This is a genomic window from Thermus parvatiensis (assembly GCF_001535545.1).
In the GTDB taxonomy this organism is placed as follows: domain Bacteria; phylum Deinococcota; class Deinococci; order Deinococcales; family Thermaceae; genus Thermus; species Thermus parvatiensis.
The window spans coordinates 1,464,087-1,490,318 of record NZ_CP014141.1; the positions used below are offsets into that span (position 1 = coordinate 1,464,087).

The window sequence follows — 26,232 nt, forward strand, 5'->3', positions numbered from 1 at the left end:
TTATGGGCCTTGTCCCCGAGTGCTTCATCACCGAGATCGTGGAACGGGACCTCAAGGAGGGGAAGTACGCCAAGCTCGTCACCCGCTTTCCCCCGGAGCCCAACGGCTACCTCCACATCGGCCACGCCCGGAGCCTCGTCTTGAACTTCGGCCTCGCCCTGGACTACGGCGGGGAGTGCAACCTGCGCTTTGACGACACCAACCCCGAGACGGAGAAGGAGGAGTACGCCCGGGCCATTGAGGAGGACGTGCGCTGGCTGGGCTTCACGCCCACCCGGGTCCTCTACGCCTCGGACTACTTTGAGACCATGTACCAGTGCGCCCTGGTCCTCATTGAGGAGGGCAAGGCCTACGTGGACGACCTCCCCGAGGAGGAGATGAGCGCCCTAAGGGCCCAGGGGAAGCCGAGCCCCTACCGGGCGCGGAGCGTGGAGGAGAACCTGGAGCTCTTTGAGAGGATGCGCCGGGGGGAGTTCCCCACGGGAAGCCGGGTCTTGAGGGCCAAGATTGACCCCGCCCACCCCAACTTCAAGCTCCGCGACCCCGTGCTCTACCGCATCGTCCACGCCCCCCACTACCACGTTGGGGACAAGTGGGTGGTCTACCCCATGTACGACTTCGCCCACCCCCTGGAGGACTTCATTGAGGGGGTCACCCACTCCCTCTGCACCCTGGAGTTTGAGAACAACCGCGCCGTCTACGACTGGGTCATTGAGAACCTCAAGGGGAAGTGCGGGCTTCCCACCTCCCCTAGGCCCCACCAGTACGAGTTCGCCCGGCTGGACCTAAGCCACACCGTGCTCTCCAAGAGGAAGCTCATCAGGCTGGTGGAAGGGGGGTACGTCTCGGGCTGGGACGACCCCAGGCTCCCCACCCTGAGGGGCCTGAGGCGGAGGGGGGTGAGGCCCGAGGCCATCGTGGAGTTCGTGCGCAAGACGGGGATCTCCCGCAACGAGGCCCAGATTGAGATGGACCTCTTTGAGGAGGTGGTGCGGGACGACCTGAACCCCATCGCCCCCAGGGTCTTGGGCGTGGTGGAGCCCCTGAAGGTGGTCCTCACCAACTACGAGGGGGAGGAGTGGCTCGAGGCCCCCTACTGGCCCCGGGACATCCCCAAGGAGGGAAGCCGGCCCCTCCCCTTCTCCCCGGAGCTCTACATTGAGCGCACGGACTTCAGCCTCAACCCCCCTAAAGGTTGGAAGCGCCTCGCCCCGGGGCAGAGGGTGCGCCTGAGGCACGCCTACGTCCTAGAGCTGGAGGACGTGGTGGAGGAGGGAGGCGAGGTGAGGCTCCTCAAGGCCCGGATCGTCCCCGGCACCCTGGGGGCGAACCCCGAGGACGGGGTCAGGCCCAAGGGGGTGATCCACTGGGTCTCCGCCCGCCACGCCCTCCCCGTGGAGTTCCGGCTCTACGGCAGGCTCTTCCGCACCAAGGACCCGGAGGAGGGCGGGGACTTCCTGCAAAACCTCAACCCCGAGGCCCTCGTGGTGAAGCGGGGCTTCGTTGAGCCGAGCGTGGCCCAGGGCCCCAAGGACACCCGCTACCAGCTGGAGCGGCTTGGCTACTTCTGGCAAGACCCCGTGGACTCGAGGCCCGAGGCCCTGGTGATGAACCGCATCGTGCCCCTGAAGGAGGGCTACAAGGCCTAAAGCCCTACGCTCACGCCCACGGCCAGGCCCACGCCGAAGGACTGGACCGGGGTCAGGTAGTAGACGGGCTGGGCCTCCAGGTAGACCCCAAGGAGGGGCAGGGGGAGGTTGAGCCAGGTGCCCAAGACCGCCCGCACGCCCCTCTGCCCCCGCCCCTCCTGGGGGAAGGTGAGGGCAGGCCCCGTGCCGTAGAAGCCTCCAAGGCCCACGTAAAGGTCGGTGAGGGGCACCTTGAGGAGGAGGTCCACCCCACCCCCCATGGCCTCGAGGCCCACCCCCCCGTAGGCCCGCCCGTCCAAGAGAAGGGGGACGAGGGGGAAGCGCACCCCCCCTTGTAGGCCGAAGGGGCTACCTACGCTGACCTCGGCCCGCTGGGCCACGCCGAAGGCCAAGACCAAAAGAAGCGCCGCCAAAAGCCTACGCACGCCGCACCTCCTCTAGAAGGTCCTTCACCCTAGCCACCTGCGCCCGGTGGGTCCCGGGGCGGTAGTCCACCATGACCGCCTCCACCTGGAGCATCCCAAGAGCCCGGAGGAAGGCCTCCTTCAGGGCCCGGCTCTCCAAGGCGCTCACCCGCATCCCCAGGTGGAGGTGGTGGGCCAGGAAGGCCTCGGCCAGCTCCCGGCTCGTCCAGATCCCGGAAAGCCTCTCCCCCAAAGCCTCCACGACCAGGTGCTCCCCCGGGTCTCCCTCCAAAACGTACCACGTCCCGGAAAGGTCGGGCGCCACCCGCTCATAATACCCTCGTGCGCCTGGACCGCTACCTGGTGGAACGGGGCCTGGTGGAAAGCCGGGAGAAGGCCAAGCGCCTGATCCAGGAGGGCAAGGTGCGGGTGGGAGGAAGGGTGGTGCAAAAGCCCGCCTATCCCGTTCCCGAGGGGACGGAGGTGGAGCTTTTAGAGGAGGAGCGCTACGTGGGCCGGGGGGCCTACAAGCTCCTCGGGGCCCTGGAGGCCTTCCCCGTGGAGCCCCGGGGCAAGGTCTCCGCCGACCTCGGGGCGAGCACCGGGGGGTTCACGCAGGTCCTTTTGGAGCGGGGGGCGAGGCGGGTCTACGCCGTGGACGTGGGCAAGGGCCAGCTCCACCCCCGCCTCCGGGAAGATCCCCGGGTGGTGGCCCTGGAGGAACAGGACGCCCGCACCCTGGTCCTGCCCGAGCCCGTGGATCTCGTGGTGATGGACGTTTCCTTCATCTCCTCCACCCTCCTCCTCCCCAAGGTCCTGGAGCTCCTCAAGCCCCAAGGGGAGGCCCTGGTCCTGGTGAAGCCCCAGTTTGAGCTGGGGCCAAAGGCCCACAAGGGGGTGGTGCGGGAGGAGGCGAAGCGGCGGGAGGCCCTAAAACGGGTGCGGGAAAAGGCCCTAGAGCTTGGCTTCCAGGTCCTGGGGGAAAAGGAAAGCCCCCTCCCGGGCAAGGAGGGGAACCTGGAGTATTGGCTTTGGCTCAGGCGCCCTTAAGCCACTCCTCGGCGATCTGCACGGCGTTTAAGGCGGCTCCCTTCAAGAGCTGGTCCCCCACCACGAAGAAGTCCAGGCCGTTCTCAAAGGCGAGGCTTTTCCGGATCCTCCCCACCTCCACGTCCCACTTGCCGCTCGCGGTGAGGGGCATGGGGTAGCGCTTGGCCTCGGGCTCGTCCACCACCTCCACCCCCGGGGCCTCCTTGAGGACCTCCCGGGCTGCCTCCGGGGTCACGGGGCGGGCAAACTCCACGCTCACCGCCTCGGCGTGGGCCCTAAGCGTAGGCACCCGCACCGCCGTGGCGCTGATCTTTATGGACTCATCCCCGAAGATTTTGTGGGTTTCCCACACCACCTTCATCTCCTCCCGGGTGTAGCCGTTTTCCTGGAAAGCATCTATGTGGGGCACCACGTTGAAGGGGAGGGGATGGGCGAAGACCTCGGCCTTAGGGGTCTCCCCGTGGAGGAAGCGGTGGGTCTCGTGCAAAAGCTCCTCCATGCCCTTGGCCCCGGCCCCGGAGGCCGCCTGGTAGGTGGCCACGATGACCCGCTTGGCATGGAAGGCCCGGTGCAGGGGCCAAAGGGCCATGGCCAGGATGGCGGTGGTGCAGTTGGGGTTGGCGATGATGCCCCGGTGGGTGAAGATCTTCTCCCGGTTCACCTCGGGCACCACCAGGGGCACCCAGGGCTCGTAGCGAAAGGCGCTGGAGTTGTCCACCACCAAGGCCCCCCCTTCCGCCCAAACAGGCGCCAGGGCCTTGGAAAGCGCTCCCCCGGCGCTTGCCAGGACCAGGTCCACGGGCAAAGGGCCTTCGGGAAGGGGCTCCACGGGAATCTCCTCTCCCCTAAAGGAAAGCCGCTTCCCGGCGGAGCGGGGGGAGGCGTAGAGCCTAAGCTCGCTTAGAGGGAAGTTACGGGCCTCGAGGACCTTGAGGATCTCCTGCCCCACGGCCCCCGTGGCCCCCACCACGGCTACCCTCATGCGTCCTCCTCCAAAAACTCGGCCTCTTCCCACATGGCGCTCACGTGGCCCACCAGGTGGGTCAAGGCGCCAAAGAGTTCCCGCTCCAGCTCGCGGGAAGGGGCCACCTGCATCTTCTGGTAAAGCGCCCGCGCCCGCTCCACCTCTTCCCAAAGCTCCCGCCAGATCGGCTCGGGAATGCCTAGGACCTCCTGCCTAGGCGCCGTAAGATGCGTTCCCTTCTTTTTTCCCATGCCCGGATCTCCCGCTCCCAGTGGGCGATGACGCCCCAGTTGGGTTGAAGTCTAGCTTCCTCTTCCCGGATCTTCCGCCAATGCTCCTCTATGCGCGCCTCCAGCTGAGCCAGAACCTCCTTCCAGTGCTTCCGGTTTTGCGCCACTTCGGGTCCCTCAAGAACTGATCGTTCCTCCAGCCTACCACTTAAGCCTCTCCCGCAGGAAGCCCTCCAGCTCGTCCACGTGGAGCCTTATCTGCTCCATGGTGTCCCGGTCCCGCACCGTGACCGTGTCCTTGAGCCGGGTGGTCCCGTCCTTGCTCTGGCCGATGGTGTCGTAGTCCACGGTGACGGCGAAGGGCGTGCCCACCTCGTCGTGGCGGCGGTAGGCCTTGCCGATGTTGCCGGTGTCCTCGTAGAGCACCCGCCCCAGGCCCAAGGCGAGGAGCCTGGCCTTGAGGCGCTTGGCGTACTCGGTGATCTCCGGGCGGTTCTTCACCAGGGGGATCACCGCCACCTTGATGGGGGCGAGCTGGGGCTTGAGCTTGAGGACGATGCGCTCTTCCCCACTGGGAAGCTCCTCCCGGGTGAAGGCCTCGGCGAGGAGGGCCAAGACCCCCCGGTCCACCCCGGCGGAAGGTTCAATCACGTAGGGGACGAACCACTTCCCCGTCTCGGGGTCGCGGTAGGCGAGGCGCTGGGTGGAGTGCTCGTTCCTGAGGACCCGGGCGGTGATCCCCAGGGCCTCCTGGTCCTTGGTGTGGCTCCCCAGGTCAAAGTCCGTGCGGTTGGCGATGCCCTCGAGCTCTTCCAGGCCGTGGGGGAAGCGGTAGAGGATGTCCACGGTGGCCTTGGCGTAGTGGGCGAGCTCCTCCGGGGGTTGCTCGTAGGGGACGAGGTTCTCCCGGCTTAGGCCCATCTCCTGCCACCACTTGAGGCGCTCCTCCACCCAGTAGCGGTGCCAGTACTCGTCCTCCCCCGGGCGGACGAAGTACTCGATCTCCATCTGCTCAAACTCCCGCACCCGGAAGATGAAGTTCCTGGGAGTGATCTCGTTGCGGAAGGCCTTGCCGATCTGGGCGATGCCGAAGGGCAGCTTGCGGCTCGTGGCGTCCAGGACGTTCTTGAAGTTGACGAAGATGCCCTGGGCGGTCTCGGGGCGCAGGTAGGCCAGGGAGGCCTCGTCCTCCACGGGGCCCACGTAGGTCTTGAACATCATGTTGAAGTAGCGGGGCGGGGTCCAGTCCCCGGGCTCCCCGCTTGCGGGGTCTAAGACCCCGGCCGCCGTCATCGCCCCCCCGGCCCTTTCGGGGGCCTGCATCATCGCCTGGACCAGGGCGTGGAGGTTCCCCTCCTCCACCTCCATGGCCCGGTAAAGCCTCTTGAGGACCTCCTCCGGCTGCTCCTTGAGGAGGTGGTCCAGGCGGTAGCGCTTCTTGGTGATGCGGTTGTCCACCATGGGGTCGGCGAAGGTGGCCTCGTGCCCGGAGTAGTGGAGGACGAGGCGGTGGGTGAGGACGCTGGCGTCCAGGCCCTCCATGTCGTCCCGCTCGTAGACGTTCCTTCGCCACCAGGCCTGCTTGAGGTTGTTCTTAAGCTCCACGCCCAAGGGCCCGTAGTCGTAGACGCCCTGAAGCCCCCCGTAGATCTCGGAGCTTTGGAAGATGAAGCCGCGCCGCTTGCACAGCGCCACCAGTTCGTCCAAGCTGCTCGCAGGCATCCCAATCCTCCCCACCGGGGCCAAGCCCCGATTACCAGGCATCTTACCCAAAGGCCCCCCTAAGGTGAGCCGGGGCGCAAACGCCAAGCCGCCCTCCCCCTAGGCTAGAATGTGAGGTAGAGGGGAGCATGAACCGATACGACGACCGCGCCAGGCTGGTCTTTCACTACGCAAGAGAGGAGGGGAGCCGCTTAGGCCACTCCATGATCGGCCCGGAGCACCTCCTCCTGGGCCTGATGCGCGAGGGGGGGACGGCGGCCCGCATCCTCCAGGAGTACGGCGCGAGCCTCGAGGCCATGCGCCGCATGGTGGAGGAGCTGGTGGGCCGGGGGGAGGGCGGGCGCACCGGGGAGCCCCCCGCCATCACCCCGAGGGCAAGGCGGGTTATGGAGCTCGCCAGCGCCGAGGCCCGCAACATGGGCTCCCCCGTCATCGGCACGGAGCACATCCTCCTCGGCATCATCCGGGAGGGGGACGGGATCGCCTACCGCATCCTCAGCCACTTCGCCAAGGACGTGGACGCCATCCGCTGGAGGGTCCTGGCCATGGCCGAGGGCCGCGAGCGGGAAAAGCCTGTGAACACCCCCTTCCTGGACGAGTACGGCCGCGACCTCACCAAGGAGGCCCGGGAAGGAAAGCTGGACCCGGTGATCGGCCGCCAGGAGGAGATCAACCGGGTGATCCAGATCCTCGCCCGGCGTACCAAGAATAACCCCGTCCTCATCGGTGACCCCGGGGTGGGCAAGACGGCCATTGTGGAAGGCCTGGCCCAGGCCATCGTGGAGGGCCGGGTCCCCCCCATCCTCAAGGGGGCCCGGGTGGTGGCCATTGACCTCGCCGGGGTGGTGGCGGGGACCAAGTACCGGGGCGAGTTTGAGGAGCGCCTGCGGCAGATCATTGAGGAGCTCAAGAACGCCAAGGTCATCGCCTTCATTGACGAGCTCCACACCCTGATCGGGGCGGGCGGGGCCGAGGGCACCCTGGACGCCGCCAACATCCTCAAGCCCGCCCTGGCCCGGGGGGAGATCCAGGTGATCGGGGCCACCACCACCGGGGAGTACCACCGCTACATAGAGAAGGACGCCGCCCTGGAGCGGCGCTTCCAGCCGGTGATCGTCCTCGAGCCCTCCCCGGAGGAAACCCTGGAGATCCTCAAGGGCCTCCGCCCCCGGTACGAGGCCCACCACGGGGTGATCATCCCCGACGAGATCCTGGAGCTTTCCGTGAAGATCGGGATCCGCTCCCTCCCCGGGCGCAACTTCCCCGACAAGGCCATTGACCTCATCGACGAGGCGGCCTCGAGGGTGCGCCTGAACGCCTCCTTGGGCCTCCCCGTGGCGGAGGAAGAGGACGGCACCCCCATCGTCACCCGGGAGGACGTGGAGGCGGTGGTGGACTCCTGGGGCGGGGTCTACGTGGACGACAAGGACGACGAGAAGCTCATGCGCCTGGAGGAGGAGCTCAGGAAGCGGGTGGTGGGCCAGGAGGAGGCCATCCGCGCTCTGGCCAGCGCCCTTAGGCGGGCCCGGGTGGGGCTTGGGGGAAGGACCCGGGTGGCGGCGAGCTTCCTCTTCGTGGGGCAAAGCGGCGTGGGCAAGACCCAGCTCGCCAAGGCCCTGGCCGAGGTCCTCTTCGGCTCGGAAAGGGCCCTCATCCGCTTTGACATGTCCGAGTTCCAGGAGCCCCACTCCATCTCCAAGCTCATCGGGGCCCCGCCGGGCTATGTGGGCTACGAGCAGGGGGGCCGCCTCACCGAGGCCGTGCGCCGCCAGCCCTTCAGCGTGGTCCTCCTGGACGAGATTGAGAAGGCCCACCCCGACATCTACAACACCTTCCTCCAGGTGCTGGACGAGGGCCGCCTCACGGACGGCATGGGCCGCACCGTGGACTTCCGCCGGGTCATCCTCATCATGACCTCCAACACCGGCTACAACGTGGGCCCCGCCATCGGCTTCACCTCCAAGGAGGTGGACACGGAGTCCCCCCTGAAGGCCCTCTTCACCCCCGAGTTTCTGGACCGGCTGGACGAGGTCATCCGCTTCCGGCCCCTCACGGAGGAGGAGCTGGTGCGGGTGGCCGAGATGATGCTGGAGGACATCCGTAAGGAGCTCCAGGCCCGGGACGTCCAGGTGAGCTTCGCCCCCGAGGTGGCCCGCTTCTTGGTGGACCAGGCCCCCAAGACGGGGAGCGCCCGCGCCCTGCGGAGCGTCCTAAGGGAGCGCATAGAGGACCCCTTGGCCGTCGCCCTCCTGCGGAAGCCCACGGGCCGGATCCACGTGAGCGTGGAGGGAGGCCAGGTGGCCTTCCACGAGGTGGAGGGGGAGGAGCTCCTCGTCTAGCCCCCGGAGGATGGCCAAGGCCACCTACGCCTGCGTGGAGTGCGGCTACCGCACCCCCAAGCCCTTGGGGCGGTGCCCCTCCTGCGGTTCCTGGGAGAGCTTCCAGGAGGTGGCCCCCGCCCCGGCCTCGAGGCGGGCCAAGCCCTCCCCCCTCCCCCTCCTCGCCCTCTCCCAGGTGGACGAGGCCGAGGAGCGCCGCTTCTCCTCGGGGCTTTCCGAGGTGGACCGGGTCCTGGGCGGGGGGTTCGTGACGGGGGAGGTGGTCCTATTGGGAGGGGAGCCCGGGGTGGGCAAGAGCACCCTCCTCCTGGAGATGGCTAAGCGGATGCCCCAAAGGGTCTACTACGTGGCCGGGGAGGAGTCCCCCGCCCAGATCAAGCTCCGGGCGCAGCGCCTCGGGGTGAAGGACCTCCTCCTCGTGCGGGAGACCCGCCTCGAGCCCCTCCTCGCCCTCCTGGAGGAGGACCCCCCGGAGGTCCTCTTCGTGGACTCCGTGCAGACCCTGGAGGCTGGGGGGAGCCCGGGGAGTCTGGTGGCCGTCCGGGAGGCGACCTCGGCCCTGGTGCGCTTCGCCAAGGAACGGGGCGTGGCCGTGGTCCTCGTGGGCCACGTGACCAAGGAGGGGGTGGTGGCCGGCCCCAAGAGCGTGGAGCACGCCGTGGACGCCACCCTCTACCTGGAGACCGCAGGGCCCTACCGGGTCTTAAGGAGCGCCAAGAACCGCTTCGGCCCCGTGGGGGAGATCGGGGTCTTCCGCATGGAGGAGGCGGGGCTTCTGGAGGTGGGAAACCCCTCCGAGGCCTTCCTCCAGGAGCGCCCCCTGGGGGTTCCGGGAAGCGCCGTGGCCCTGGCCCTGGCCGGGGAGCGGGCCTTGGCCCTGGAGGTCCAGGCCCTGGCGGCCAAAACCCCCTTCCCCGCCCCCCGCAGGGTGGTCCAGGGGCTGGACGGAAGGCGCGTGGACGTGGTCCTCGCGGTCCTGGAGCGGAGGCTCGGCCTGCCCCTCGCCAACCTGGACGTCTACGTGAACCTCGCCGGGGGGCTCAAGGTCCAGGACCCGGGGCTGGACCTGGCCGTGGCCCTGGCGGTGTACTCCGCCGTGGTGGGCCGCCCCCTGCCCGCCGACCTCGCCCTGGTGGGGGAGGTGGGCCTGGCCGGGGAGGTGCGGCGGGTGGCGGGGCTGGAGCGGAGGCTTAGGGAGGGGGAGCGGGCGGGGTTTTGCCGCTTCCTTCACCCGGGGAACCTTAAGCGCCTTCAGGAGGCTGTGGAGGCGTACCTGGCATGAAGACGCGGCACCTTATCTACCTCACCTCCGCCCTTCTCGGGCTGGGCTTCGCAGGGCTTCTGGAGGACTGGGGGCTCCTTCCCCAAAGCCCTTCCCTCCTCTCCCTTAACCGGATCTACCTGGCCCTGGCGGGCCTCCTCACCGGCCTCCTCTTGGGGCCAAGGCTGGAGGGGGCGCTGGAAGCCCGCCTGAAGCGCCTCCGAAGCCTCCCCCCTGAGGTGGTCGTGGCCGCCACCTTGGGCTCCACCATAGGCCTCCTCCTCGCCGTCCTCCTCACCACCCTCCTCGCCCAGGTGCCGGGCTTCTCCCCCGTCCACAGCCTCCTCCTCGCCCTCGGGCTCGTGGCCCTCTTCGTCTACCTGGCTTTGGGCTACCGCGCCTACTTCCGGCTGCCCGCGCCCAAGCCCGCCCCCCGGGGGGGAAGGTGCTGGACACCAGCGTCCTGGTGGACGGCCGCGTGGCCGAGGTGGCGGCCGTGGGGTTTCTGGAGGGGCCCCTGTGGGTGCCCCACTTCGTCCTGAAGGAGCTCCAGCACTTCGCCGACAGCCAAGACCCCTTAAGGCGGGCCAAGGGGAGGCGGGGGCTGGAAACCCTGGAGCGCCTCAGGGAGGCCGCCCCCCTCGAGGTCCTGGAGACGACCCCCAAGGGGGAGTCCGTGGACGAGAAGCTCCTCTTCCTGGCCCGGGAGCTGGGGGCGGCCCTCGTCACCAACGACCACGCCCTCCTGCAGATGGCCCGGATCTACGGGGTGAAGGCCCTCTCCATCCAGGCCCTGGCCCAGGCCCTAAGGCCTCAGCTCCAGGTGGGGGACACCCTGAAGCTCCTCATCCTCAAGGAGGGGAAGGAGCCCCACCAGGGGGTGGGCTACCTGGAGGACGGCTCCATGGTGGTGGTGGACGGGGGCATCCGCTACCGGGGCCAGGAAATAGAAGTGGTCATCACCCAGGCCATCCAGACCCAGGTGGGCCGCCTCTTCTTCGCCCGCCCCGCCCAAGGGGCTCAGTAGGTGGAGGCCTCCTCGTCCTGGAGGTCCCCCTCCACCCGCGCGTTCTCCAGGTCCGCCCGGCGGAGGAGCTCCAGCCGGATCAGGGCCGAGGTGTACCAGGGCTTCTCGGGGCGGCGCTTGACGGGAAGCCAGGACCAGGCCCGCATCTGCTCGATGTACCCCCAGTTCTCGTAGACGTGGAACCCGTCCCGAAGCTCGGTGATCACGGCCCCGTTTTCCAGGAGGAAGCGCTGGAAGTCGGCCCACTTGGCGAGGCTCGCCTCCACGTGGGTCAGGCCCACGTAGCCGGCGCACCCCTCCCCCTCAAGGGCCAGAAGCCCCCGGCCCACGAAGGCCTGGAGGCCCAAAGGCCCCTCCACCGGGTCGGTGAAGAAGGTGTGGAAGGCGTGGACCCAGGCCTCGGGCAGAGGCTCCCGGAGGTCGTGGACGTGGGCCTCGAGGGGAAGCCCCTCGGCCTTGGCCGCCCGCTCCAGGAAGCGGACGATCCTGGGGTCGGCGTCCAGGACCACCACCCGCTTGGGCAGGCCCGTGAGGGCGGCGGCGAGGCCCGTGAGGTCGTCGTCCCCCAGGACCAGGACCTCCTTGCCCTCGAGGTCGCCCCAGCTCCAGGCCAGGGCCACCCGGGCCAGGGTGGACTCCGGGGTCACGTACCCCTGGTCAAAGTCCTGGATGGCCTCGGGCCGCCCCTTGGCCCAGGCCAAAAACCGCTCCGCCGCCCGCCCCGGAAGCCTCTCCCCCACAAGCCCCCGGCCCTCGCAGGCGGAACAGGCCGCCTCCCCAGGGCGGGGCGCCGGGACCTCCGCCAGGAGGTCAAGCCCCTCCTCCACCCGGAGAAGCCCCCGCCGGGCGAGGCTCTCCCAAATGGGCACGAGGAAGCGCAAGGGCACGCGGGAAAGCCGCACAACCTCCCAAAGGTCCCGGGTCGCCCGGAGCGCCCCCAGGGTCCTCTCCACGTCCCGCCAGCCCACGGGAAGGCCCGTGGCCTGGCGCACCTCTTCCGCCACCTGGACCAGCGCTTCCTTGTTCACGCTCACCCCCTTTCCGGCCGTTTCCACGGCCCAAGGCCTATATAATGCCCTTGACCGGGGTCGCCCGGCAAGGGAGGTGGGTCTTGAACCTGCACGAGTATCAAGCGAAGGAGATCCTGGCCCGCTATGGGGTGCCCGTGCCGCCGGGAAAGGTGGCCTACACCCCCGAGGAGGCCAAACGGATCGCCGAAGAGTTCGGCAAGCGGGTGGTCATCAAGGCCCAGGTGCACGTGGGAGGGAGAGGAAAGGCGGGGGGCGTCAAGCTCGCCGACACCCCCCAGGAGGCCTACGAGAAGGCCCAGGCCATCCTGGGCATGAACATCAAGGGCCTCACCGTGAAGAAGGTCCTGGTGGCCGAGGCGGTGGACATCGCCAAGGAGTACTACGCGGGCCTCATCCTGGACCGGGCCAAGAAGCGGGTGGTCCTCATGCTCTCCAAGGAGGGGGGCGTGGACATCGAGGAGGTGGCCGCGGAGCGCCCCGAGGCCATCCACAAGTTCTGGATAGACCCCCACAAGGGGTTCCGCCCCTTTGAGGCCCGGGAGATGGTGAAGCGGGCGGGGCTCGAGGGCAACCTCAACAAGCTCGCCCAGGTCCTGGTGGCCCTCTACCGGGCCTACGAGGGGGTGGACGCCTTCATCGCCGAGATCAACCCCCTGGTGGTGACCACGGACGGCCAAATCGTGGCCGCCGACGCCAAGATCGTCCTGGACGACAACGCCCTCTTCCGCCACCCCGACTTGGCGGAGCTGAGAGAGATCGAGGCCGAGCACCCCCTGGAGGTGGAGGCCAGCAACTACGGCTTCGCCTACGTGAAGCTGGACGGGAACATCGGCATCATCGGCAACGGGGCGGGGCTTGTCATGTATACCCTGGACCTGGTGAACCGGGTGGGGGGCAGGCCCGCCAACTTCCTGGACATCGGGGGCGGGGCCAAGGCCGACGTGGTCTACAACGCCCTCAAGTTGGTCCTCAAGGACCCCGACGTCAAGGGGGTCTTCATCAACATCTTCGGCGGCATCACCCGGGCGGACGAGGTGGCCAAGGGGGTGATCCGCGCCCTGGAGGAGGGCCTCCTCACCAAGCCCGTGGTGATGCGGGTGGCGGGTACCGCCGAGGAGGAGGCCAAGAAGCTCTTGGAGGGGAAGCCCATCTACATGTACCCCACGTCCATTGAGGCGGCCAAGGCCATCGTGGCCATGGTGGGAGGTGCGGCGTGATCCTGGTGAACCGCGAAACCCGGGTCCTGGTCCAGGGGATTACCGGCCGGGAGGGGCAGTTCCACACCAAGCAGATGCTGGACTACGGCACCAAGATCGTGGCCGGGGTCACCCCGGGCAAAGGGGGAACGGAGGTCCTCGGGGTCCCTGTCTACGACACGGTGAAGGAGGCGGTGGCGAACCACGAAATAGACGCCTCCATCATCTTCGTGCCCGCCCCGGCCGCGGCGGACGCCGCCCTGGAAGCGGCCCACGCCGGGATCCCCCTCATCGTCCTCATCACCGAGGGCATCCCCATCCTGGACATGGTGAAGGCGGTGGAGGAGATCAAGGCCTTGGGCAGCCGCCTCATCGGGGGAACTGCCCCGGGATCATCAGCGCCGAGGAAACCAAGATCGGGATCATGCCCGGCCACATCTTCAAACGGGGCCGGGTGGGGATCATCAGCCGTTCCGGCACCCTCACCTACGAGGCCGCAGCCGCCCTTTCCCAGGCGGGGCTCGGCACCACCACCACGGTGGGGATCGGGGGCGACCCCGTCATCGGCACCACCTTCAAGGACCTCCTCCCCCTCTTCAACGAGGACCCGGAGACGGAGGCCGTGGTCCTCATCGGGGAGATCGGCGGCTCCGACGAGGAGGAGGCGGCGGCTTGGGTGAAGGACCACATGAAGAAGCCGGTGGTGGGCTTCATCGGAGGCCGCTCCGCCCCCAAGGGCAAGCGCATGGGCCACGCCGGGGCCATCATCATGGGCAACGTGGGCACCCCGGAGTCCAAGCTCCGGGCCTTCGCCGAGGCGGGCATCCCCGTGGCCGACACCATCGACGAGATCGTGGAGCTGGTCAAGAAGGCCCTGGGCTAAAAAGGAGGTGAACGGTGAAGGCACCCGTACGCGTGGCGGTTACCGGAGCCGCGGGACAGATCGGCTACAGCCTCCTCTTCCGCATCGCCGCGGGGGAGATGCTGGGCAAGGACCAGCCGGTGATCCTCCAGCTTTTGGAGATCCCCCAGGCCATGAAGGCCCTGGAGGGCGTGGTCATGGAGCTGGAGGACTGCGCCTTCCCCCTGCTTGCGGGCCTCGAGGCCACCGACGACCCCAAGGTGGCCTTCAAGGACGCCGACTACGCCCTCCTGGTGGGGGCGGCCCCCCGCAAGGCGGGGATGGAGCGCCGGGACCTTTTGCAGGTAAACGGCAAGATCTTCACCGAGCAGGGCCGGGCCCTGGCCGAGGTGGCCAAGAAGGACGTGAAGGTATTGGTGGTGGGCAACCCCGCCAACACCAACGCCCTCATCGCCTACAAGAACGCCCCCGGCCTCAACCCCCGGAACTTCACCGCCATGACCCGGCTGGACCACAACCGGGCCAAGGCCCAGCTCGCCAAGAAGACCGGGGTCCCCGTGGACCGCATCCGCCGCATGACGGTGTGGGGCAACCACTCCTCCACCATGTTCCCCGACCTCTTCCACGCCGAGGTGGACGGCAGGCCCGCCCTGGAGCTCGTGGACATGGAGTGGTACGAGAAGGTCTTCATCCCCACCGTGGCCCAGCGGGGGCGGCCATCATCCAGGCCCGGGGGCCAGTAGCGCCGCCAGCGCCGCGAACGCCGCCATAGAGCACATCCGCGACTGGGCTTTGGGCACCCCGGAGGGGGACTGGGTTTCCATGGCCGTCCCCTCCCAAGGGGAGTACGGCATCCCCGAGGGCATCGTCTACTCCTTCCCGGTGACGGCCAAGGACGGGGAGTACCGCATCGTGGAAGGCCTGGAGATCAACGCGTTCGCCCGCAAGCGCATGGAGATCACGGCCCAGGAACTCCTGGACGAGATGGAGCAGGTGAAGGCCCTGGGCCTCATCTGAGAGGCCGGCCTCAGAGCCCCCACCGCGCCCTGCGGTGGGGGCTTTATACCACCTGGCTTGCGCCGGCATGGGGGCCCCGGCAAAAGCCCCCTGGGAAGCTTCCCCGGACCCGTCGGGCGAAGGCAACCGGAAGGGTATTAGCCTTCGGGCCAGGCCTCGAGGGCCCAAGGGTAGACCACCCAGGCCGCCGTCTCCTCGGCGTAGAAGTCGGGGCGGTCCGGCACCCGGTTCCGCCCCGGCTTGAAGTGGAGGGTGGCCACCACAGGCACCCCGCCCGCCCGGCGCACCCGGGCCTTCACGGCAAAGGTCGTGCGCCCTGAGTCCCAAACGTCGTCCACCACCAGGACCCGCTTGCCGAAAAGGAGGACATCGGGGGGAAACTGCAGGAATACCGGCTCGGGCGCTCCATCAGGCCTTGTCCAGCTCAAAGGCCTGGTGGACGGCCCTAAGCGCCGCCTCGGCGTACTCGGCGGGGATGATCACGGAGATGCGCACCTCGCTGGTGGCGATCATCTCAATGTTGGCCCCGGTGGAGGCCACCGCCTGGAACATCTTGGCGGGGATCTCCGGGGTGGAGGCGAGGCCCACGCCCACGATGGAGACCTTGGCGATGTCCGGCCTCAGGATGGCCTCACCCCCGATCTCGGCGAGGACGGGCTCCAAAGCCTCCAGGGCCTCCTGGGCGAAGTCCTTCTTCACCGTGAAGGCCATCTGCTGCCTCGAGGGGTCGTGGCCGGGAACCCCCTGGATGATCATGTCCACGGCGATGCCCCGCTCGGCCAAAGCCTGGAAGACCTTGGCCGCGATGCCCGGCTGGTCCGGGATGCCGATAAGCCCGATCTGGGCGTGGTCCAGGTCCAAGGCCACGCCCGTCACCGCCTTGTCCATTTCCATACCAACCTCCTTCACCAGGGTACCGGGGTTGTAGGAGAAGCTACTGCGCACGTGGAGCACCACCCCGTAGCGCTTGGCGTAGTAGACCGCCCGGGGGTGGAGGACCCTGGCCCCCAAAGCGGCCATCTCCAGCATCTGGTCGTAGCCGATGACGGAAAGCTTCCTCGCCTCGGGGATCAGGTGGGGGTCCGTGGTGTAGACCCCCTCCGTGTCCGTGTAGATCTCGCACTCCTTGGCCCCGAGGGCGGCGGCGATGGCCACGGCGGTCGTGTCCGACCCCCCGCGGCCCAAGGTGGTGATCTCCCCTTCCGGGGTGGTGCCCATGAAGCCCGCGATCACCGCCACAAAGCCCCTCTCCAGGGCCTCCCGGATGCGGGCCGGGTTCACCTCGAGGATCCGGGCGTCCCCGTAGCGCCCGTCGGTGGTGATGCCGATCTGGTGCTGGACGAAGCCCTTGGCGGGGATCCCCATGGCCCAAAGCTGCATGGAGAGGAGGGCCACGGAGACCTGCTCCCCGGTGGTGGTGAGGAGGTCCAGCTCGCGGAAGGGAGGTCTCGGGTTCACCCGCTTGGCCAGGGCGATGAGCTCGTCGGTGGTGTGCCCCATGGCCGAGACCACCACCGCAAGTTTATGCCCCTTCTCCCGGTAGTGGGCGATGCGCTGGGCCACCTTGTGGATGCGCTCCAGGTCGCCCACAGAGGTGCCGCCGTACTTCTGAACCACCAGGGCCACGCTTCCCTCCTTCCCCGCCCCCCGGGCGGTTTGAAAGAGAATGTTAGCACATTTGCCCCCTCCGCCCAAGGCCCTTATCCTGGGAGGACGTGAGCCTGACGCGGGAAGCCTACCACCGCCTCACCCCCCTTCCCCACCCCGGGGCCGGCTCTTCGTCAAGCCCGGGGCCCGGGGGTACCGGGACCCGGTCCACGACCTCCTGCAGAAGACGGTGGAGCCCTTCGGCGAGCGGGTCCTGGACCTGAACCCCGGGGTGGGCTGGGGAAGCCTCCCCTTGGAGGGGAAGATGGCGGTGGAGCGGCTGGAGACCTCCCGGGCCGCCTTCCGCTGCCTCACGGCGAGCGGCCTCCAGGCCCGGCTCGCCCTTCCCTGGGAGGCGGCGGCGGGCGCGTACGACCTCGTGGTCCTGGCCCTCCCCGCCGGGAGGGGGACAGCCTACGTCCAGGCGAGCCTCGTGGCCGCAGCCCGGGCCCTCCGCCCGGGAGGGCGGCTCTACCTCGCCGGGGACAAGAACAAGGGGTTTGAGCGCTACTTCAAGGAGGCCCGGGCCCTTCTGGGCTACGGCGTGGTGGTGCGGCGGGAGGGGCCCTACCGGGTGGCCCTCCTGGAGAAGGAGAAGGAGGCCCCGCCCCTCCCCCCCTCTGGCGGACCTTTTCCGCCCGCATCCTGGGAGCGGAGTACACCTTCCACCACCTCCCCGGGGTCTTCTCGGCGGGAAAGGTGGACCCGGCCTCCCTGCTCCTCCTCGAGGCCCTGCAGGAACGCCTGGGGCCCGAGGGGGTCCGCGGCCGGCAGGTCCTGGACCTGGGGGCGGGCTATGGGGCCCTGACCCTGCCCCTTGCCCGGATGGGGGCGGAGGTGGTGGGGGTGGAGGACGACCTGGCCTCCGTCCTCTCCCTGCAAAAGGGCCTCGAGGCCAACGCCCTGAAGGCCCAGGCCCTCCACTCCGACGTGGACGAGGCCTTGACAGAAGAGGCCCGGTTTGACATCATAGTTACGAACCCCCCCTTTCACGTGGGGGGTGCGGTCATTCTGGATGTGGCCCAGGCGTTCGTGGACGTGGCGGCGGCCCGGCTCAGGCCGGGTGGCGTGTTTTTCCTCGTGTCCAACCCGTTCCTGAAGTACGAGCCTTTGCTGGAGGAGAAGTTCGGCGCCTTTCAGACCCTCAAGGTGGCCGAATACAAGGTCCTGTTTGCGGAAAAGCGAGGGAGGTGAGCCTTGAAGAAGAGCAAGCGCAAAAACGCCCAGGCCCAGGAGGCCCAGGAGACCGAGGTCCTGGTCCAGGAGGAGGCGGAGGAGCTCCCCGAGTTCCCCGAGGGGGAGCCCGACCCCGACCTCGAGGACCCGGACCTCGCCCTGGAGGACGACCTCCTGGACCTGCCCGAGGAGGGCGAGGGGCTGGACCTGGAGGAGGAGGAAGAAGACCTCCCCATCCCCAAGATCTCCACCTCCGACCCCGTGCGCCAGTACCTGCACGAGATCGGCCAGGTCCCCCTCCTCACCCTGGAGGAGGAGGTGGAGCTCGCCCGGAAGGTGGAGGAGGGGATGGAGGCCATCAAGAAGCTCTCCGAGATCACCGGCCTTGACCCCGACCTCATCCGGGAGGTGGTCCGGGCCAAGATCCTGGGCTCGGCCCGGGTGCGGCACATCCCCGGCCTCAAGGAAACCCTGGACCCCAAGACCGTGGAGGAGATTGATCAGAAGCTTAAAAGCCTCCCTAAAGAGCACAAGCGCTACCTCCACATCGCCCGGGAAGGGGAGGCGGCCCGGCAGCACCTCATTGAGGCCAACCTCCGGCTCGTGGTCTCCATCGCCAAGAAGTACACGGGACGGGGCCTCTCTTTCCTGGACCTTATCCAGGAGGGAAACCAGGGCCTGATCCGGGCGGTGGAGAAGTTTGAGTACAAGCGCCGCTTCAAGTTCTCCACCTACGCCACCTGGTGGATCCGGCAGGCCATCAACCGGGCCATCGCCGACCAGGCCCGCACCATCCGCATCCCGGTCCACATGGTGGAGACCATCAACAAGCTCTCCCGAACCGCAAGGCAGCTCCAGCAGGAGCTCGGCCGGGAGCCCACCTACGAGGAGATCGCCGAGGCCATGGGGCCGGGCTGGGACGCCAAGCGGGTGGAGGAAACCCTCAAGATCGCCCAGGAGCCCGTCTCCCTGGAGACCCCCATCGGCGACGAGAAGGACAGCTTCTACGGGGACTTCATCCCCGACGAGCACCTCCCCTCCCCGGTGGACGCCGCCACCCAGAGCCTCCTCTCCGAGGAGCTGGAGAAGGCCCTGTCCAAGCTCTCCGAGCGCGAGGCCATGGTCCTAAAGCTCCGGAAAGGGCTCATTGACGGGCGGGAGCACACCCTGGAGGAGGTGGGGGCCTTCTTCGGCGTCACCCGGGAAAGGATCCGCCAGATTGAGAACAAGGCCCTCCGCAAGCTCAAGTACCACGAGTCCCGCACGCGGAAGCTCAGGGACTTCCTGGACTAAGTCGCCTTCGCCAGAGGGGGCCCCGAAGACGCCCCCCCACGCTTCCCATGGACGCCCACCTCCTCCTCCCTCTAGGCTTCGGCCTCCTCTCCGCCCTCACCTGGGGGGCCGGGGACTTCGGCGGCGGGATGGCCTCCCGCCGGGCCCACGCCCAGGCCGTGGTCCTCTGGGCCTCCGGCATCGGCCTCCTCCTCTTCCTCCTCCTGGCCCAGGTCTTCGGGGAGGCGCCCCAAGGGCGGGACCTTCCCTATGCCCTTTTGGGCGGGGCCTCCGGGGCCCTCGGCCTCCTCGCCTTTTACCGGGCCCTGGCCCAAGGGGAGATGGGCCTCGCCGCCCCCGTGGCCGGGGTGGTGGGGACGGCCCTCCCCGTGGCCCTGGGGGCCCTCCTCGAGGGGTGGCCGGGCCTTTTCCCCGCCCTGGGCATGGGGCTGGGCCTCCTCGCGGTCTGGCTCGTCTCCCGGCCCGAAGGCCGGGCGCGCCCGGGGAACCTGGGCCTCGCCCTCCTCGCCGGCCTCGGCTTCGGCGGGTTCTACGCCTTCATGGACCGGGTGGAGGGGCTTTTCTATCCCGCCGCCTGGGCCAAGCTCACCGCCTTTCTCCTGGTCCTCCCCACCGCCCTCAGGGCCAAGCCCTGGCCTGGAGGACGCGAGGCCCCATGGGTCCTCCTCGCTGGCCTCGGGGACGCCGGGGGAAACCTCTTCTTCCTCCTCGCGGCCCAGGCCGGGCGGCTGGACGTGGCGGCGGTCCTCTCCTCCTTCTACCCGGTCTTCACGGTCCTTCTGGCCTGGCTCGTCCTGAAGGAAAGGCTCTCCCGCGGGCGGCTTACGGGGGTGGGCCTCAGCCTCCTGGCCATGGCCCTCATCGCTCTGGGCTAGGGCCTAACGGAAAGCGGGCTACCTCCACGAGCCCTTCCCCTTCGTCCCGCACCAAGGCCGCCTCCCGCACCAGGAAGGAGCGGCGGGGCGGGGGCGGGAGGCTTTCCGCCAGGGCCTTCGCCTCCTCCGGGGAGAGGCCCAGGGCCAGGGTCAGGTGGGGGATGTAGCTCGGCCCCTCAATCTCCTTGAGGGGCGGGGCCAGGGGCTCCAGGGCGTGGTAGAGGCGCCGGAAGGCCCCGCCCCCGTAGGCCCGGAGGTAGACCACCCCCTGGGGGAAGAAGCGCCAGTCCCCCAGGCGGACGCGAAAGGGGGGGTGGCCCCGCAGGATCCCCGCCAGGGCGATGCGCAAGGCCTCCTCCTCGTAGGGCCAGTCAAAGGGCTGGCGGAGGTTGAGGTGGGGCGGGCCGAAGCCCCGGACACCCCGGGCCGCCTGGAGCTCCTCCATAAAGCGGCGGAGGTCCTCGGGGGGCCAGACCAGGACCCCGTACATGGGGCGCAGTATACCTCAACCGTCTCCTAAAAAATCTCCAGGTTTCCCCGGTACACCCGGCCCACGGGCCTCTTCCCCTCCCACAGGGTGAGGTCCGCGCGCGCCCCGGGGGCGATGCGCCCGTAGTCCGCCCACCCCGCCGCCAGGGAGGCCCCGAGGGTGTGGGCCCAAAGGACCTCCTCTTCAGAAAGCCCCTCCTCCGGGTTCAGGGGGTGGTGGAGGGCGGCCTCCAGGTTCTGGGCGTACTCGGGCGGGGCCACAGGGGCGTCGGAGCCGAAGGCCAGGGGAAGGCCCGTGGCCTTGAGGCTCCGGAAGCGGAAGGCCTCCTTCACGGGAAGCCCGTAGGCCCGAACCAAGGCCTGGTCCAGAAGGAGGTGGAGGGGCTGGAGGGAAAGGGCGAGGGGAAGCCCCGGGAAGAGGGGAAGGGCCTCGTCGCGAACGTGCTGAACGTGCTCCATCCGCAAGGTGCGCCCCCTTTCCCGGGCCAGGGGGGCGAGGTCCCGGAAGACCCCCAAGACCCCCTCCACCGCCCGGGTGCCGATGGCGTGGACGGCCAGGGTGAAGCCCGCCCTCAGCGCCCTCTCCCCTTCCTCCCGGATGGCCTCGAGGGCATCCAAGGGCATGCCGAAGGTCCCGTCGGGGTAGGGGGCGTGCATCCAGGCGGTGCGGCTCCCTAAAGCCCCGTCGGCGAAGAACTTGACCCCGGCGAGGTGCAAGTCCCCGTACCACCCCGGCCGCCGCCCCTCCCACGCCCCCCGGGGCAGGGCCCACCAGAGCCGCACGGGCAGCTCCATCCCCAAGGCCCAGTCCAGGGCCTCCGGGGGCTCGTAGCCCATGGCGTGGAGGGCGGTGTACCCCCTTTGGGCAAAGTCCCAAAGCCCCCGCGCCAGATCCTCGGGGGAGGGCGGGGGGAGGTGCGGCGCAAGGAGCTCCTGGGCCCGCTCCAGGAGATAGTAGGGCACACCCTCCCCGTCCCGCAGGAAGCCCCCTCCTTCGGGAGGAAGGGTGTGGGGGTTTAGGCCCGCCCGCTCCGCCGCCCGGCGGTTGATCCAGGCGGAGTGGAGGTCGCGGCTACGCAGGAAGACGGGGTGCTCGGGGGCGGCCCGGTCCAAAAGCCCCGGGGGCGGGGGCGAGGCGAAGAGGAAGCCCTGCCCCTCCACCCAGGCTCCCGGGGGAGCTTTTGGGCCTTCCGCGCCACCTCCCGGGCCACGGCCTCCGGGTCCTTAAGCCTGGAAAGGTCCAGACCCCGCAAGGCCACCCCCCAGTAGAGGGGGTGGGCGTGGGCGTCCTGGAGACCCGGGGTGAGGGCCTCAAAGAAGTGCCCCCGCCTTCCCGCCTCCACCCGGGCGATGCGCTCCCCCTCAATGAGGAGGCTTAAGCGACCGTCTGTGAGCCACATGGGAAGAGTCTATTATGGGGGCGTGGAACGCACCTACCTCTACCGGGGCCGCATCCTGAACCTGGCCCTGGAAGGCCATTACGAGATCGTGGAACACAAGCCCGCCGTGGCGGTGATCGCCCTGAGGGAGGGAAAAATGCTCTTCGTCCGCCAGATGCGCCCCGCCGTGGGCCTCGCCCCCCTGGAGATCCCGGCGGGCCTCATAGAGCCCGGGGAGGACCCCTTGGAGGCGGCAAGGAGGGAGCTCGCCGAAGAGACGGGCCTTAGCGGGGACCTCACCTACCTCTTCAGCTACTTCGTCTCCCCCGGGTTCACCGACGAGAAGACCTACGTCTTTCTCGCGGAGAACCTAAAGGAGGTGGAGGCCCAGCCCGACGAGGACGAGGCCATAGAGGTGGTCTGGCTGGAGCCGGAAAGGGCCTTGGAGATGCACCAAAGGGGCGAGGTGGAGTTCTCGGCCACGGGGCTCGTGGGAGTGCTCTACTACCATGCTTTTCTCCGAGGTCGCTGACGTCCCCAAAGGCCCCAAGGTGGTGGCCGTGGGCTCCTTTGACGGGGTGCACCTGGGCCACCAGTACCTCCTGCGCCAGGCCCTGGCCGAGGCCAAAACCCTGAAGGAGCCCCTCCTCGTCTACACCTTTGACCCCCCCACCAAGGTCTTCACCCGGGGGAAGGGTTCCTCATGGACCTTCAGGAGAAGGTGGAGGCCCTGAGGGGGGTGGGCGTGGAGCTGATCCTGGCGGTGCCCTTCAACGAGGAGTTCGCCAGAAGACCCCCCGAGGCCTTCCTGGAGGACTTAAGGGCCCTTCAGGCGAGCCGGATCTACGTGGGGGAGGACTTCCGCTTCGGCCGGGGCCGGGCGGGGGGCCCGGAGGCCCTGGAGCGGGTGGCCCCCACCCGGGTCGTCCCCCTCTTGAGCCTTGCGGGGGAGGCGGTGAAGAGCAGCCGCATCCGCGCCCTCCTCAAGGAGGGAAAGGTGGAGGAAGCCCGCCACCTCCTGGGCCGCCCCTACGGGGCCTACGGGGTGGTGGTGGAGGGGGACCGGATGGGAAGGCGGCTCGGCTTCCCCACGGCCAACCTCGCCGTCCACCCCTTGAAGGTCCTTCCCCCCGGGGTCTACGCCGTGGAGGCGGAAGGGGCTTTCGGGCGCTACAAGGGGGTGGCCAACGTGGGGACGCGGCCCACCCTGGGGGGGAGGAAAGGCGCTTGGAGGTGCACCTCCTCGGCTTCGCCGGGGAGCTTTACGGGGAGGAGGTGCGGGTGCGCTTCCTCAAGCGCCTCCGGGAGGAGAGGCGCTTCCCTAGCCTCGAGGCCCTTAAAGCACAGATCGCCCAGGACGTGGCCGAGGCCCGGGCCTATTTCGGGGTTTAGCCCTCGTCAAAGTAGGTGAGCTTGGGGTGCTTGTTGGCCCGAAGCTCGTCCAGGCGGCGGACCGGGGTGGAGTAGGGGGCGTTTTCCAGCCACTCCTTGGGCTTCTCCAAAAGCTCTCCCATGGCCTCGGCGAAGGCCTCGAGGGTCTCCTTGGCCTCGGTCTCCGTGGGCTCCACCATGAGGGCCTCCTTGACGATCAAGGGGAAGTAGACCGTGGGAGGGTGGAAGCCGAGCTCCAAAAGCCCCTTGGCGAGGTCCAAAGCGCGGAAGCCCTGGGGGGGCTGGGCCACGAACTCGTGCATGGAGGGCCCGTCGTAGGGCACCCGGTAGCCCTTCTCCTTGAGGAGTTCCTTCAGGTAGCGGGCGTTGAGGACGGCGAGGGCAGCCGCCTTCTTAAGGCCCTCTAGCCCCAGGGTGCGGATGTAGGCCCAGGCCCGGACCAAGGCCAGGAAGTTCCCGTAGAAGCTCCGCACCCGGCCGATGCTCTTGGGCCGATGGAAGTCCAAGTAGAAGCCCTCCTCCCCCTTGGCCACCAAGGGCACGGGGAGGTAGGGGGCCAGGTGGGCCTTCACCCCCACGGGGCCCGAGCCGGGCCCGCCCCCGCCGTGGGGCACGGTGAAGGTCTTGTGGAGGTTGAGGTGCACCACGTCAAAGCCCATGTCCCCGGGCCTCGCCCAGCCCATGATGGCGTTCAGGTTGGCCCCGTCGTAGTAGAGCTGCACCCCCGCCTCCTTGCAGAGCCGGGAGATCTCCAGGATGCGCCGTTCAAAGAGGCCCAAGGTGTTGGGGTTCGTGAGCATGAGGGCGGCCACGTGGGGGCCGAGCTCGCGCTTCAGGGCCTCGAGGTCCACCTCCCCCTCGGGGCCTGAAGGGATCTCCCGCACCTGGTAGCCCGCCATGCTGGCGGTGGCGGGGTTGGAGCCGTGGGCCGAGTCGGGGACCAGGACCACACGCCGCGTCCTCCCCTCCCCCCGGTCCTCGTGGTAGGCGCGGATGATCAGAATTCCCGTGAGCTCCCCGTGGGCCCCGGCGGCGGGCTCCAGGGTGATGGCGTCCATGCCCGTGAGGGCCTTGAGGTACTCCCCAAGCTCCCACATGAGCCTTAAGGCCCCCTGGGCCGTCTTGGGGTCCTGGTAGGGGTGGAGGTCGGCAAAAAGCCTCGCCGCCTCCTCGTGGAGCTTGGGGTTGTACTTCATGGTGCAAGACCCCAAGGGGTAGAAGGTGGTGTCCACCCCCACCTGGCGGCGGGAAAGCCCGGTGTAGTGGCGCACCAGGGTGAGCTCGTCCACCTCGGGGAGGCGGGGCGGGACCTCCCGCAGGTGTTCCTTGGGGATCAGGTCCTCCGCCTTGGGCACCGCCTTCACCAGCTTGAGGCCGCGCCTTCCCTTCCGGCTCCGTTCAAAGATCAGGGGAAAGCTCATGCCAAAACCTCCTTAAGGGCGTCCCGCAGGGCCAGGAGGTCCTCCTCCTCATGGAGCTCGGTGGCGGCGAAGAGGGCGAGGTTCTCCCCGTACTCCTTGGGCACCGGGGTGGCCCCGTGGAAGCCCCGCTCCGCGAGGGCCCGCCGCACCGCCTCGGGGTCCTTGGGGAGGGCCAGGACGAACTCATTGAAGAAGGGCTTGGGGGTGAAGGGCCTGACCCCCGGGACCTCCAGGAGGAGGGCGTGAAGCTTATGGGCCATCTCCACGCTCTTCAGGGCCACCTCCCTAAGCCCCTCAGGCCCCAAGGCCGCGAGGTACATGGCCCCCATGAGGGCGGTGAGCTGGGCGTTGGTGGTGATGTTGCTCTTGGCCTTGGCCCGCCTTATGTACTGCTCCCGGGCCTGGAGGGTGAGGATGAAGCCCCGCCTTCCCTCCACGTCCACGGTCTCGGAGACGAGCCTCCCCGGAAGCTGGCGCACGAAGGCCTTTTTGGTGGCGAGAAAGCCGAAGTGGGGGCCGCCGAAGCCCATGGGGAGGCCGAGAACCTGCCCATCCCCCACGGCGATGTCCGCCCCGTAGGCCCCCGGGGGCTTGAGGACCCCCAAGGAGAGGGGGTCGGCCACGGCCACGAAAAGGGCCCCCGCCCGGTGGGCGGCCTCGGCAAGGGGCCCAAGGTCCTCCAGGGCCCCCAGGTAGTTGGGGTTCTGGGCCACCACCGCCCCCACGCCCTCCCCTACCTCGGGCGCAGGGGTCCTTCCCCCTTCCAGGGGGAGGGTTTTGAGCTCCGCCCCCACCGCCTCGAGGTAGGCCCGGAGCACCGCCCGGTACTCGGGGTGGACCCCTTGGGAGACGAGGACCCCCATCCTCCCCGTCTCCCGGAGGGCGAGGAGCACCCCCTCGGCCAGGGCCGTGGCCCCGTCGTACATGGAGGCGTTGGCGATCTCCAGCCCTGTGAGCTCGGCGATCATGGTCTGGTACTCAAAGGTGGCCTGCAGAACCCCCTGGCTCACCTCAGGCTGGTAGGGGGTGTAGGCGGTGAGGAACTCGCCCCGTGCGGCCAGGGCCTGGACCACGGGGGGGACGTGGTGGCTCCTCACCCCCCCGCCCAGGAAGGCCTTGTGGGCGGGGAGGTTTTGGGCGGCGAGGCGCCTCAGCTCCTCCAGAACCTTCCACTCGGGCAGGGGCTCGGGGAGGTCTATGGGTGGGTTCAGGACCTCCTTGGGCAGGTGGGCGAAGAGGTCCTCCAGGGAGGCCGCCCCCACCCGCCTGAGCATCTCCCGGATCTCCTCCTCCGTGTGGGGCGTGTAGTCCATGTCTCCATCCTCAAACAAAATCCCAGGGCCATTTGCCCCGGGGCCACAAAGCGCCCTTCCTACCCTAAGCCGCGGGCGAGGGAAGGGCCTTTGGGACGCATCCTTCTAAGCCTCGCTTTCCAGGACCTCCTGGTAGCCCCCGGCGTCCAAGAGCTCGTCCAGGTCGCCCATGTCCCTGGGCTTCAGGCGGAAGATCCAGCCCTCCCCATAAGGGTCCTGGTTGACGAGCTCCGGGGTCTTCTCCAGGGCGAGGTTCACCTCCACGATCTCCCCGGCCACGGGGGCGTAGATGTCGGAAGCGGTCTTGACGCTTTCCACCACCGCCACCGCCTCGCCCTTCTCCACCGCCCGGCCCACCTCAGGTAGCTCCACGTAGACCACGTCGCCGAGGGCGTCCTGGGCGTAGTCGGTGATGCCGACGAGCACCGTGTCGCCTTCGGGCAGGGCCCACTCGTGGGTTTTGGTGTAAAAGCGGTCCTTAGGGATATCCATAGC

19 protein-coding genes and 7 pseudogenes are annotated in these 26,232 nt (G+C 68.7%); 13 read left to right on the forward strand and 13 right to left on the reverse strand.

Translation table 11 applies throughout. The annotated features are described in order from the left end of the window. The first annotated feature begins 2 nt into the window (after nucleotides 1-2). Nucleotides 3-1,649, forward strand: coding sequence for a glutamine--tRNA ligase/YqeY domain fusion protein (locus AV541_RS07940; protein ID WP_060384648.1), 1,647 nt, complete (start codon nucleotides 3-5; stop codon nucleotides 1,647-1,649). Here the strand turns inward: AV541_RS07940 and AV541_RS07945 are convergent. Both AV541_RS07945 and AV541_RS07950 read right to left on the reverse strand, forming a co-directional pair. Then, nucleotides 1,646-2,074 carry a hypothetical protein gene (locus tag AV541_RS07945; protein ID WP_008631871.1) on the reverse strand — a complete coding sequence of 143 codons (429 nt, stop codon included), beginning with the start codon at nucleotides 2,072-2,074 and terminating at the stop codon, nucleotides 1,646-1,648. The genes AV541_RS07940 and AV541_RS07945 overlap by 4 nt on opposite strands. Continuing rightward, a complete protein-coding gene (locus tag AV541_RS07950) occupies nucleotides 2,067-2,378 on the reverse strand; it encodes a DUF3234 domain-containing protein (RefSeq protein WP_060384649.1) in 312 nt (103 codons plus the stop codon). Before AV541_RS07950 ends, AV541_RS07945 begins: the two co-directional genes overlap by 8 nt. Before the next feature lie 17 nt (nucleotides 2,379-2,395). Here AV541_RS07950 and AV541_RS07955 point away from each other — a divergent pair, with 17 nt between their 5' ends. Continuing rightward, the gene (locus AV541_RS07955) at nucleotides 2,396-3,103 is read left to right on the forward strand and encodes a TlyA family RNA methyltransferase (RefSeq protein ID WP_060384650.1); all 708 of its coding nucleotides are present in this window, start codon (nucleotides 2,396-2,398) and stop codon (nucleotides 3,101-3,103) included. Here AV541_RS07955 and AV541_RS07960 read toward each other — a convergent pair. From AV541_RS07960 to AV541_RS07970, 3 genes are all read right to left on the reverse strand, one after another. Then, a complete protein-coding gene (locus AV541_RS07960; protein ID WP_060384651.1) occupies nucleotides 3,090-4,085 on the reverse strand; it encodes an aspartate-semialdehyde dehydrogenase in 996 nt (331 codons plus the stop codon). The genes AV541_RS07955 and AV541_RS07960 overlap by 14 nt on opposite strands. Further along, nucleotides 4,082-4,318 carry a hypothetical protein gene (locus tag AV541_RS07965; protein WP_008631860.1) on the reverse strand — a complete coding sequence of 79 codons (237 nt, stop codon included), beginning with the start codon at nucleotides 4,316-4,318 and terminating at the stop codon, nucleotides 4,082-4,084. The genes AV541_RS07960 and AV541_RS07965 overlap by 4 nt, the downstream gene beginning before the upstream one ends. Before the next feature lie 180 nt (nucleotides 4,319-4,498). Beyond that, nucleotides 4,499-6,019 (reverse strand): glycine--tRNA ligase, encoded by a 1,521-nt coding sequence (locus tag AV541_RS07970; RefSeq protein WP_060384652.1) that lies wholly within the window; start codon nucleotides 6,017-6,019, stop codon nucleotides 4,499-4,501. Between the two features lie 128 nt (nucleotides 6,020-6,147). On the opposite strand from AV541_RS07970, the gene AV541_RS07975 reads away from it, so the two are divergent. The 3 genes and pseudogenes from AV541_RS07975 (at nucleotide 6,148) to AV541_RS07985 (ending at nucleotide 10,646) form a co-directional block, all read left to right on the forward strand. Continuing rightward, nucleotides 6,148-8,358: an ATP-dependent Clp protease ATP-binding subunit gene (locus AV541_RS07975; RefSeq protein WP_060384653.1), complete on the forward strand. Its 2,211-nt coding sequence runs from the start codon at nucleotides 6,148-6,150 to the stop codon at nucleotides 8,356-8,358. A gap of 10 nt (nucleotides 8,359-8,368) precedes the next feature. After that, on the forward strand, nucleotides 8,369-9,640 hold the full coding sequence (radA, locus tag AV541_RS07980; RefSeq protein ID WP_060384654.1) for a DNA repair protein RadA: 1,272 nt from the start codon (nucleotides 8,369-8,371) through the stop codon (nucleotides 9,638-9,640). Continuing rightward, nucleotides 9,637-10,646, forward strand: a pseudogene (locus tag AV541_RS07985) (PIN/TRAM domain-containing protein). Before radA ends, AV541_RS07985 begins: the two are co-directional and overlap by 4 nt. On the opposite strand, the gene AV541_RS07990 reads toward AV541_RS07985, so the two are convergent. Beyond that, nucleotides 10,640-11,674 carry a bis-aminopropyl spermidine synthase family protein gene (locus AV541_RS07990; protein ID WP_082709697.1) on the reverse strand — a complete coding sequence of 345 codons (1,035 nt, stop codon included), beginning with the start codon at nucleotides 11,672-11,674 and terminating at the stop codon, nucleotides 10,640-10,642. The pseudogene AV541_RS07985 and the gene AV541_RS07990 sit on opposite strands and share 7 nt — an antisense overlap. A 44-nt stretch (nucleotides 11,675-11,718) precedes the next feature. Here AV541_RS07990 and sucC point away from each other — a divergent pair, with 44 nt between their 5' ends. The 3 genes and pseudogenes from sucC to AV541_RS08005 all read left to right on the forward strand — a co-directional run bounded on the left by sucC (nucleotide 11,719) and on the right by AV541_RS08005 (nucleotide 14,752). Next, entirely contained in the window at nucleotides 11,719-12,894 is a 1,176-nt protein-coding gene (gene sucC, locus AV541_RS07995; protein ID WP_082709663.1) for an ADP-forming succinate--CoA ligase subunit beta, read from the forward strand. Beyond that, nucleotides 12,891-13,756: pseudogene (gene sucD, locus AV541_RS08000) on the forward strand (succinate--CoA ligase subunit alpha). The gene sucC and the pseudogene sucD overlap by 4 nt, the downstream one beginning before the upstream one ends. A 14-nt stretch (nucleotides 13,757-13,770) precedes the next feature. After that, nucleotides 13,771-14,752 (forward strand): annotated as a pseudogene (locus tag AV541_RS08005) (malate dehydrogenase). A gap of 137 nt (nucleotides 14,753-14,889) precedes the next feature. Here AV541_RS08005 and AV541_RS08010 read toward each other — a convergent pair. Further along, nucleotides 14,890-15,153, reverse strand: a pseudogene (locus AV541_RS08010) (phosphoribosyltransferase); the annotation flags it as partial. 7 nt (nucleotides 15,154-15,160) lie between these two features. Next, nucleotides 15,161-16,378, reverse strand: a complete 1,218-nt coding sequence (locus AV541_RS08015) for an aspartate kinase (RefSeq protein ID WP_060384656.1) — start codon at nucleotides 16,376-16,378, stop codon at nucleotides 15,161-15,163. Between the two features lie 89 nt (nucleotides 16,379-16,467). Between AV541_RS08015 and AV541_RS08020 the strand changes: the two are divergent. The 3 genes and pseudogenes from AV541_RS08020 to AV541_RS08030 all read left to right on the forward strand — a co-directional run bounded on the left by AV541_RS08020 (nucleotide 16,468) and on the right by AV541_RS08030 (nucleotide 19,743). Next, a pseudogene (locus tag AV541_RS08020) lies at nucleotides 16,468-17,593 on the forward strand (methyltransferase). Nucleotides 17,594-17,596: 3 nt separating this feature from the next. Beyond that, nucleotides 17,597-18,868, forward strand: a complete 1,272-nt coding sequence (rpoD, locus tag AV541_RS08025; protein ID WP_011172619.1) for an RNA polymerase sigma factor RpoD — start codon at nucleotides 17,597-17,599, stop codon at nucleotides 18,866-18,868. A 47-nt stretch (nucleotides 18,869-18,915) separates the two neighbouring features. After that, nucleotides 18,916-19,743 carry a DMT family transporter gene (locus tag AV541_RS08030; protein WP_060384657.1) on the forward strand — a complete coding sequence of 276 codons (828 nt, stop codon included), beginning with the start codon at nucleotides 18,916-18,918 and terminating at the stop codon, nucleotides 19,741-19,743. Here the strand turns inward: AV541_RS08030 and AV541_RS08035 are convergent. After that, the gene (locus AV541_RS08035) at nucleotides 19,727-20,233 is read right to left on the reverse strand and encodes a 2'-5' RNA ligase family protein (protein WP_060384658.1); all 507 of its coding nucleotides are present in this window, start codon (nucleotides 20,231-20,233) and stop codon (nucleotides 19,727-19,729) included. The two genes, AV541_RS08030 and AV541_RS08035, sit on opposite strands and share 17 nt — an antisense overlap. Nucleotides 20,234-20,259: 26 nt before the next feature. Next, a pseudogene (locus AV541_RS11185) lies at nucleotides 20,260-21,632 on the reverse strand (amidohydrolase). On the opposite strand from AV541_RS11185, the gene ndx4 reads away from it, so the two are divergent. Then, nucleotides 21,631-22,143, forward strand: a complete 513-nt coding sequence (gene ndx4, locus AV541_RS08050) for an ADP-ribose pyrophosphatase Ndx4 (RefSeq protein ID WP_082709664.1) — start codon at nucleotides 21,631-21,633, stop codon at nucleotides 22,141-22,143. The pseudogene AV541_RS11185 and the gene ndx4 overlap by 2 nt on opposite strands. Next, nucleotides 22,121-23,003 (forward strand): annotated as a pseudogene (gene ribF / locus AV541_RS08055) (riboflavin biosynthesis protein RibF). Before ndx4 ends, ribF begins: the two are co-directional and overlap by 23 nt. On the opposite strand, the gene gcvPB reads toward ribF, so the two are convergent. From gcvPB to gcvH, 3 genes are all read right to left on the reverse strand, one after another. Further along, nucleotides 23,000-24,424 carry an aminomethyl-transferring glycine dehydrogenase subunit GcvPB gene (gene gcvPB / locus AV541_RS08060; protein WP_060384661.1) on the reverse strand — a complete coding sequence of 475 codons (1,425 nt, stop codon included), beginning with the start codon at nucleotides 24,422-24,424 and terminating at the stop codon, nucleotides 23,000-23,002. The pseudogene ribF and the gene gcvPB sit on opposite strands and share 4 nt — an antisense overlap. Further along, entirely contained in the window at nucleotides 24,421-25,737 is a 1,317-nt protein-coding gene (gene gcvPA, locus AV541_RS08065; RefSeq protein WP_060384662.1) for an aminomethyl-transferring glycine dehydrogenase subunit GcvPA, read from the reverse strand. The genes gcvPB and gcvPA overlap by 4 nt, the downstream gene beginning before the upstream one ends. Before the next feature lie 105 nt (nucleotides 25,738-25,842). Beyond that, a complete protein-coding gene (gene gcvH / locus AV541_RS08070; protein ID WP_060384663.1) occupies nucleotides 25,843-26,229 on the reverse strand; it encodes a glycine cleavage system protein GcvH in 387 nt (128 codons plus the stop codon). Nucleotides 26,230-26,232: the final 3 nt, after the last annotated feature.